The organism is uncultured Jannaschia sp., from assembly GCF_947494055.1.
GTDB lineage: Bacteria > Pseudomonadota > Alphaproteobacteria > Rhodobacterales > Rhodobacteraceae > Jannaschia.
Genome location: NZ_CANLTR010000073.1, coordinates 1 through 8,300, shown reverse-complemented (window position 1 = coordinate 8,300; position 8,300 = coordinate 1). Strand labels below are relative to the sequence as shown.

Below are 8,300 nucleotides of genomic sequence, written 5' to 3'. Positions count from 1 at the left end.
GCTCAATGAACGAGCGACACCAGCTATGAAGAAGCAGGTGGACGCCAGTTCCTACACCACGCCCCGGGACACTACCGTGATCTTGGCGTCTTCGTCTACGGCGTACCGGTCCTGCGAGAGGTTTTAACAGGCTTTATCACCCGCCTCGATACGCTGCTTTTTGGGCCTTTTATCCATTTCGGCAGTCGTCCTGCCCCGCAAAAATGAAAGATAATTGTCGAGAGGTTTGACACAGTTCCCAATTTTAACGATAGATATGTGAATCTAGGAGAATGATCGATGCGATTGACGGTCTTTGCTGAAGGTGGAGAAGCCCGGCTGGGTATCCTCAAGGACGGTCGCCTCCATGACGGCGGTTATTTTCCTAGGACTTCCGAGGAGTTCGGCAGCCTCGCCGAAAAGGTCGCGGCAGGCGCCATCGAAGTTAGCGACCGCGTAGTGGGTACGCCTGCGCCGGCGCTTCCGGTTGTTCCGGGTGCTCGAGTCATCTGCATTGGGCTCAACTACGCCGAGCACGCACGCGAGGGTGGCTCCGAGCCGCCCGACTATCCGGCCTTGTTTTACCGCGTTGACACCTCGCTGGCGCCGAACCGTGCGCGCGTCCCCGTGCCGGAGGTTAGCGACAAGCTCGACTTCGAGGCAGAGCTTCTCGTCGTTATCGGCCGCGGTGGCCGGTCGATCTCCGAGAGCAATGCGCTGGACCACGTCTTCGGCTACGGCGTCTTCAACGACATCTCTCTCCGCGACTACCAGCGGAAGGGCGGGCAATGGACGCCCGGCAAGAACTTCGACGGAACGGGCATCGTGGGCGACGAGATCGTGACGCCCGATGAGGTGCCGGCGGGCGCATCGGGTCTGAGGGTTCGTTCGATCCTGAACGGCCGGACGATGCAGGACGCCAATACCGATAACCTGATCTTCCCCGTCGCGCGGTCGATCGCGTTAATCAGCGAGTTCATGACCCTGCGCCCAGGCGATCTGATCGCGATGGGAACGCCTTCGGGCGTAGGCTACGCCCGGACGCCGCCGGTCTGGATGAAGCCGGGTGACGAAATCGTGGTCGAAATCGACCGGATCGGCCGCAATTCAGCAACGATAGGGTGAGGCAATGGACAAGCGCCCAGGCCTCATTCCCGAACTCATTATCCCTATCGGCGCCGTGGCCTTCGGAAGCTACTACATCTCGACCGTCGCGTCTCTGCCGTTCCAGGCAAGGATCGTCGGCATCTACGTCACCGGGGCGATCTGCATTCTAAGTTTGGCCCTCTTCATACGCTTCGCGCGAGAGCTGCGATCGGGCGAGAAGAGCTTTAGCTTCGCAGGGTTCCTATCAGATCCCGCATCGGAGGGCCGGCGCTGGAGCGTCTTGCTCCTCACAATCCTCTTCATCGCGCTCATGCCGGTCTTGGGCTTTATCGTCTCTCTCTTCCTGTTCGTTCTCGGGACGGTCCTCATCATCGGGGGGATGGAGCGCCTCAAGGTCGCTCTGCTCATCTCCACGATCATGACGGTCACTGCATTCACGATCTTCATCCTCTTCGTGAGGGTCCGCTTCCCCCTGTCGATCGTCGATCAGACGATCAGGAACTGGGTGTTCTGACATGGATCAGGTCTCAACGATCACCGGTCTCTTTGCGCACTCGCTCTCCTACTGGTGGGTGATGATTCCGGCCGTCATTCTAGGCAACATCGTCGGAGCGATCCCAGGATTCAGCGCCGCGAACACGATCATCATCCTGCTACCGCTCACGTTGTCGGTCGACGTGGAAGTCGCGCTCATCTTCATGATGGCGCTCTACAGCGCGTCCCAAGTCGGCAACGGCATCCCGGCTATCCTGGTGAACATCCCCGGGACCGGCGGCGCTGCGGCCACGACGCTCGACGGCTATCCCATGGCCCAGAAGGGACAGGCGCAGCGTGCACTCGTGTACTGCTTCGTCGCGTCGATCTTCGGCGGCCTCATCGGCACGACGTTCGTACTGGCCCTCCTGCCGGTGCTGTCGCAGGTGGGGAACTACCTCCATTCGGTCGAGATGGTGGTCATCATCCTCTTCGGTCTGACGCTGATCGCGGTGATTGCCGCGCAGGACTTGATCAAGGGGCTTTTGGCCGGCATGTTGGGCCTCCTCATTGGCGCCATCGGGACGGACTTCATCTATTCCGAGCCGCGAGCGACGTTCGGGATGCTCGAGCTCTACGACGGCGTGCCTCTGGTTCCCGCCCTCATTGGTCTTTTCGCGATTTCAGAGGTCTTCGTCCTCATCGAGCGAGGGCGCGTGGTTCAGGATGAGTTCATGGACGTCGTCGTGAGTTCCAGGCTCTACGACGTCTGGCTGCTCGTGAAGGAGTCGCTCGGAAGTTGGTTCCTGATGACGTGGACCGCGCTGATCGGCGTCATCATCGGGATCATCCCGGGTGCAGGAGCATCCATCGCAGCCTTCGTTGCCTACCAGCAGGCGCGCATGTTCTCGAAGACGCCGGACGCTTTTGGTACCGGCGTCCCCGAAGGCGTGGCTGCGCCCGAAGCCGCCAACAACGGCGTCACCTCCGGCACACTTGTTCCCCTGATGGCGATCGGTGTTCCCGGCGGTAGCACGGCGGCGATCATGATGGTGGTTCTGCAATACCACGGCGTGACGCTGGGTCCGCGTCTTTTCATCGACCAGCCGGAACTGGCTTACGGCATCTTCACCGCCTCCTTCATCACCTACCTGCTGATGATCCCGCTGATGTTCCCGATGGCACAGTACATGTCGAAGGTCACCTCCTTCCCGGCCTTCTTCCTCGTGCCAACCATCCTTGCGTTCACGCTGCTCGGGGCCTTCGTTCCACGCGGCTACATGTTCGACATGGGGCTCGCAGTGGCGTTCGGGCTTCTGGGCTACCTCGCGAGGAAGACCGGATATCATGTCACCGCCATCCTGATCGGGATCATCCTCGGCCCCTTGATGGAGCAGTATCTGATGCGGGCGCTACGCATTTCGCGGGGCGACTTCGGCATCCTGTTCAGCTCGACGGTCGGCAACGTCTTGTGGGTATTCCTGGTGATCACGCTCGTGGTCCCCTTCATCCGTAGCCGAATGGCGCAACGTGACAAGGAGTCCGCCTGACATGGCCAATCAGCACGTCAAGAATTTCAACCGACTAGCCCGCCTTGACCTTCCCGGAGGTGGTCAGGTGCGGGTGGACGGCGACTACTGCTACGTGGGCCATATGGACGCGCCGCTCGGCACGACGATCATCGACGTCTCCGACCCCGGCGCGCCGAAGATCGTCGCCCAGGTGAAGATGGACGATCCCTGGTCGCATAGTCACAAGGTGCGCGTGTCAGGTGACCTGATGATCGTGAACCACGAGCAGAACAAGCGCCACTTCCACCGGAAGGGCGAAGGGTTGCTCGAACATGTCCAAGCGGTGCGTGAACACGACGGACGCGATCCGACCGACGCGGAGCTGGCGCAGTTCCTCGGCGTCACGCCCGACGACATCCCGACGCTGCGGGAGAGTGCCCGGCGCGGCTACCACGATGGCGGCTTCCGGATCTACGACATCGCCGACCGGTCGAACCCGAAGCTCCTGTGCCACAAGAAGACGCATGGCTTCGGCGTGCACCGCTTCGACATCGACGAGCGTTATCTCTACATGTCGACCGAGATGCCGGGCTACGTCGGTAACATCCTCATGGTCTACCAGTACGACGATCCTGCCAATCCGATCGAGGTCGGGCGTTGGTGGATGCCCGAACAGGAGAACTACGAGGGGGAGCGGCCTTTCTGGAAGGGCTATCAGAACCGTCTCCACCACACCCAGCGGGTGGGTGACGAACTCTGGGCTGCGTGCTGGCATGCGGGGTTTCGCGTCATCGACGCGACGGACATTACCGCATTGAAGACGATCTGCGACTTCGACTACCATCCGCCGAGCAAGCATCCGACGCACACTGTCAAACCTCTGCCCGACCAGATTGGCGGGCGTCGCTACGCTCTCGCAGTCGACGAGGAGCACGCGCACAAGAAGGGTCAGCTGCCGGCGCATCTGTGGGTCTTCGACGTGACGGACCTATCGGATGTGCGCTATGCATCGGCCTTTCATGTCAGCGAACTGGACACGCCTTACGCCACCGCGGGCGGCCGTTTCGGGGCGCACCAATTCGCCGAGATCCTGCACGGCAACACCGTGTTCTGCGCCTGGTTCTCGGGAGGGCTGCGCGCGATCGACCTGTCCGATCCGCACGATCCAACGGAGGTCGGACACTTCATTCCCAAGCCATCCGGGGGCCATGCCGCTCCGCAGAGTAACGACGTCTTCGTCGACGAGCGCGGGATCGTCTACCTGCTCGACCGCCTGGAAGGGCTCGACATTCTCGAGTTCCGTCCGGGTTGATCCCGGGCGGCAACGTGAAGATCACCATCAAAGGGAGGACGACATGATCAGGACAACCAGACCAATCAGCCGCCGCAGTCTCATTCGCGCCGGAACCGCCGGAGCCGCAGTCGGGCTCTTCACCCCTTCAATCCTGCGGGCTCAGGCCGCTTACCCCAATCGCAATATCAACGTCGTGATTGCGACGGGCCAAGGCGGCGGCGCCGAGACGACCGCGCGCGCATTCACGAACGTGCTCCGCGAAGACCTCGGGGTTGATTTCGAGTTCGAGTTTCATCCGGGCGCGGGCGGGCAGGTGGGCTACGAGCTCTATGCCAGCCGTCGTGATCACGATGGGTACAATTTGCTCTACAGCAACATGCACCCGGAGATCATTACCTACGCCACGCAGAATACGAACTACGACCTGCCTGAGGATATCATCCACTTCGCTAAGACTGGCGGGACGCCGATCGTTTTTTACGTCGGCGCTGATAGCCCGATCGAGACGGTCGAGCAGCTTATCGAGGAAGGCAGGAGGCGGACCGTAACCATCGCGACGAGCCGGCTGCCCCATCCTGGCACGATCGGCATGCTGTCGCTTGCCGATGCGGTCGGGGCTGATTTTAACCTCATTCCTTTCGGGGGCGGAAACCCGACTTCGATGGCGGCCATCACGGGCGAGACCGACGCCGCCGTCCTGACGGCGGGTGTCGCGATTAGTCTCGGTGATCAGGTGCGGGTCCTCGGGACGTTCCGGCCGTCGCCGGACTTCGACGACCAGATGGGCAATCCGCCGAGCGTGAACGATGTCTTCGACACGACGATCCCTGGCCTAGAGTTGGCAAACGGCTGGGCCATCCACACGGATGTCTGGAAGAACATGCCCGAGGTGCGCGAGCGGCTCGTAACGGCAATCCGGTCCGCCTTCGACGACCCGGAACTCAGGGCTCAGTACGAGGCCGTAAACTACCCGTTTGCGGGTGTTGAATATGGTGACGAAGCGGTATGTGCGCAAATCCGGGAAGAGACCATCGAACTCGCCCGGCGGTATGAGGACCGGATTCGGGAAAGCTGAGGGAGATCGATCGTCCGGCGGGAAACCCGCCGGACGATCAGACAATGAGCATGTTGACCAAGGCGCAAGTGTCCATCGGAATATCGCTCGTGGAGAAGATCCGCGCAGACATTCTGACCGCAAAGTTGAAACCGGGGGAGAAGCTCACGGTGAAAATGCTGAGCAAGATGAACGATTGCGGGGCTTCACCAATCCGCGAGGCGCTGAACCAGCTTACTTCGGATGGGCTCGTCCTTCGTATCGACAGGCGCGGCTTCTTCGTCTCGAGCATCTCACGGGAGGAGTTCGAGGACATCCTCTTCAATCGCTGCTTTCTGGAAAGCGAGGCGCTACGGCGATCGATTGAACTGGGTGGCCCTGATTGGGAAGAGCGAGTCTTGATCGCGCATTACCGCCTGAACCGCCACGAGCGGGAGATCGACGGTCCGGATGGACCGGTCCCCAACCCGGATTGGGAGATTGCACACAAGCAGTTCCATCTGGATCTCCTTTCCGCCTGCGGATCGAGCATCCTTCTAGGCAATTGTGCCAAGCTTCACGCTTTGAACAACCGATACCGCTTCTTCGCGCGTAGCGCACCGGGGCGCGCGCGAACCGTCAGTGAAGAACATACGAGGTTACGGGATTTCGCGCTGTCTCGGAATCTGGAAGAGGCCATTAAGGCTTTGGTGGATCACTATCGAAAGACCGGCGAGGCCGTCTTCCAGGCAAAGGTCACCTCGCTGTCGATTGTAGAGGCCGACGCATCGAGCGTCTAAAAGTAACGGATGAATCCGGGAGACTACCGATGAAGACGCGGAAACTGGGTCAGGTAGAGATCCCGGCGATGGGGCTGGGCTGCATGAGCATGACACCGATCTATGGTGTCCCCGATCCAGAAGAGGCCGTCTTGACGATTCACAGGGCGCTCGAGATAGGCATCACGATGATCACCACCTCGGATGCCTACAACGACGGAAAGAACGAAATGCTCGTCGGCCGGGCATTACGGGATCGACGGGATGACGCCTTTCTCGCGACCATGTTCGGCAACATCCGCTATCCCGACGGGCGCCGCGACGTGAATGGCAGGCCGGAATACGTCCGTGAGGCTTGCGAGGCGAGCCTGAAGCGTCTCAAAACTGATCGCATCGATCTCTACTATATCCATCGCATCGATACGAGCGTGCCGATCGAAGATACGGTCGGGGCGATGGCGGATCTGAAGGCCGAGGGCAAGATCCATCATCTGGGCCTGTCGGAGGCTGCGCCCTCGACGATCCGGCGCGCGCATGCGACCCATCCCATCACCGCCCTTCAGACCGAGTACTCGCTCTGGAGCCGCGATGTTGAGGAAGAGCACATTCCGACTTGCCGGGAACTCGGGATCGGCTTCGTACCGTATTCGCCTCTCGGGCGCGGCCTCCTCACGGGTACGATCAATGCTGTCAACGACATGGAAGAGAGCGATCGCCGGCGGGATCATCCCCGTTTTGCGGAAGATAACCTTGTCGACAACTTGGCTCTGGTTGACGTGCTCCGCAGGCTGGCGATGCAGGAAGATTGCTCCCCGTCCCAGCTAGCTCTGGCTTGGGTGCTGTCACGCGGCAACGACATCGTCCCGATCCCGGGCACCCGTCGGCGTCGTTGGCTGGAGGAGAACATCGACGCCCTCGACCTCGCACCCGCGAGCGGAACTCTGGCTGAACTCGACCGCGCCTTCGCGCCCGGAGCAGGCGCCGGCATGCGCTATCCAGCCGGACAGATGAAGCGGGTGAATGTTTGAACCAGCGGCAGGAGGAGAGGGCATGGACCATCGTACGCTTGGCTCGCAGGGGTTGACGGTCTCGGCGCTCGGACTCGGCTGCTCGGGAATGTCAGGAGATTACGGTGAACGCGACGACGTCGAATCTACCGCGACCCTGCACCGGGCCGTCGAGCTCGGGGTGACGCTCTTTGATACGTCCGACGCCTATGCAGCCGGTCGAAACGAGGAACTTCTCGGTGCGGCCATCAAGGATCGGCGGGAGGGGCTAACCATCGCATCGAAGTTCGGCAACATCCGCGGGCCGAACGGCGAGCGTGGCGGCACCAATGGGCACCCGGATTACGTCCTCCAAGCCTGCGAGAAGAGCCTCGCACGGCTAGGCGTGGATGTGATCGACCTCTACTATGTTCACCGCATCGATCCCGACGTTCCGATCGAGGACACCATTGGCGCGATGGCTCGTCTCGTGGAACAGGGTAAGGTCCGCTACCTCGGCCTCTGCGAGGCTGGACCGCGGACCATCCTCCGTGCGCATGCCACGCACCCGCTCTCGGCCGTTCAGATGGAGTACTCGCTTTGGACCCGCGACGCCGAGACCGAGATCCTCCCTCTCCTAAAGGAGCTGGGCATCGGTCTTGTGCCCTACAGCCCACTCGGGCGGGGGTTCCTGACCGGCGCCATTGCTAACAGGGACGACCTGATCCCGACGGACAGACGTCATGCCCATCCACGCTTCCAAGAGGGCAACTTCGAGAAGAACCTCGCCCTTCTTGAGCCGATCGAAGAGATCGCTGCAAGGCACAGCGTCAGCAACGGTCAGATGGTTCTGGCTTGGCTCCTGGGGCAGTGGGACGGGCTTGTGCCGATCCCCGGAACTAAGCGGCGACGCTATCTCGAGGAGAACCTCGCAGCCACCGAACTCCAGCTCGATGACGAAGAGCGCGCCGCGCTCGCCGCGGCGTTTCCTATAGGTGCGGCAGTTGGTCTGCGCTATCCGGAGTTCCAGCTGAAGAAGCTTGGAATTTGAGATCAACACGGCGTTGATGGTGTAACCGCCCCCCGACGGCACACTGTGCCAAGGTGGGATCGCAACAATCCAACTTGGGAGGCGGT

The 8,300-nt window shown here is 61.2% G+C and carries 8 protein-coding genes; all 8 read left to right on the top strand.

Annotation, left to right across the window (positions count from 1 at the left end; genetic code table 11):
- Positions 1 to 279 precede the first annotated feature (279 nt).
- From Q1A87_RS22140 to Q1A87_RS22105, 8 genes are read left to right on the top strand one after another with little or no spacing between them, the layout of a single operon-like run.
- Positions 280 to 1,104, top strand: coding sequence for a fumarylacetoacetate hydrolase family protein (locus Q1A87_RS22140; RefSeq protein ID WP_299656657.1), 825 nt, complete (start codon positions 280 to 282; stop codon positions 1,102 to 1,104).
- Between the two features lie 4 nt (positions 1,105 to 1,108).
- Entirely contained in the window at positions 1,109 to 1,600 is a 492-nt protein-coding gene (locus Q1A87_RS22135) for a tripartite tricarboxylate transporter TctB family protein (protein ID WP_299656654.1), read from the top strand.
- 1 nt (position 1,601) lies between these two features.
- A complete protein-coding gene (locus tag Q1A87_RS22130) occupies positions 1,602 to 3,110 on the top strand; it encodes a tripartite tricarboxylate transporter permease (protein ID WP_299656651.1) in 1,509 nt (502 codons plus the stop codon).
- Between the two features lies 1 nt (position 3,111).
- On the top strand, positions 3,112 to 4,383 hold the full coding sequence (locus Q1A87_RS22125) for a hypothetical protein (protein WP_299656648.1): 1,272 nt from the start codon (positions 3,112 to 3,114) through the stop codon (positions 4,381 to 4,383).
- Between the two features lie 43 nt (positions 4,384 to 4,426).
- Positions 4,427 to 5,440, top strand: coding sequence for a tripartite tricarboxylate transporter substrate-binding protein (locus Q1A87_RS22120; RefSeq protein ID WP_299656645.1), 1,014 nt, complete (start codon positions 4,427 to 4,429; stop codon positions 5,438 to 5,440).
- A gap of 44 nt (positions 5,441 to 5,484) precedes the next feature.
- Positions 5,485 to 6,198 carry a GntR family transcriptional regulator gene (locus tag Q1A87_RS22115; RefSeq protein WP_299656642.1) on the top strand — a complete coding sequence of 238 codons (714 nt, stop codon included), beginning with the start codon at positions 5,485 to 5,487 and terminating at the stop codon, positions 6,196 to 6,198.
- A gap of 29 nt (positions 6,199 to 6,227) precedes the next feature.
- Positions 6,228 to 7,205 carry an aldo/keto reductase gene (locus Q1A87_RS22110; RefSeq protein WP_299656639.1) on the top strand — a complete coding sequence of 326 codons (978 nt, stop codon included), beginning with the start codon at positions 6,228 to 6,230 and terminating at the stop codon, positions 7,203 to 7,205.
- Positions 7,206 to 7,227: 22 nt separating this feature from the next.
- Entirely contained in the window at positions 7,228 to 8,214 is a 987-nt protein-coding gene (locus Q1A87_RS22105; protein ID WP_299656636.1) for an aldo/keto reductase, read from the top strand.
- The last annotated feature ends 86 nt before the right edge of the window (positions 8,215 to 8,300 follow it).

What these genes read in the sequence shown, in the direction of transcription:
- Q1A87_RS22140 (WP_299656657.1), top strand. Translation starts at nt 280, where the DNA reads ATGCGATTGACGGTCTTTGCTGAAGGTGGAGAAGCCCGGCTGGGTATC.
- Q1A87_RS22115 (WP_299656642.1), top strand. Translation starts at nt 5,485, where the DNA reads ATGAGCATGTTGACCAAGGCGCAAGTGTCCATCGGAATATCGCTCGTG.
- Q1A87_RS22120 (WP_299656645.1), top strand. Translation starts at nt 4,427, where the DNA reads ATGATCAGGACAACCAGACCAATCAGCCGCCGCAGTCTCATTCGCGCC.
- Q1A87_RS22125 (WP_299656648.1), top strand. Translation starts at nt 3,112, where the DNA reads ATGGCCAATCAGCACGTCAAGAATTTCAACCGACTAGCCCGCCTTGAC.
- Q1A87_RS22110 (WP_299656639.1), top strand. Translation starts at nt 6,228, where the DNA reads ATGAAGACGCGGAAACTGGGTCAGGTAGAGATCCCGGCGATGGGGCTG.
- Q1A87_RS22105 (WP_299656636.1), top strand. Translation starts at nt 7,228, where the DNA reads ATGGACCATCGTACGCTTGGCTCGCAGGGGTTGACGGTCTCGGCGCTC.
- Q1A87_RS22135 (WP_299656654.1), top strand. Translation starts at nt 1,109, where the DNA reads ATGGACAAGCGCCCAGGCCTCATTCCCGAACTCATTATCCCTATCGGC.
- Q1A87_RS22130 (WP_299656651.1), top strand. Translation starts at nt 1,602, where the DNA reads ATGGATCAGGTCTCAACGATCACCGGTCTCTTTGCGCACTCGCTCTCC.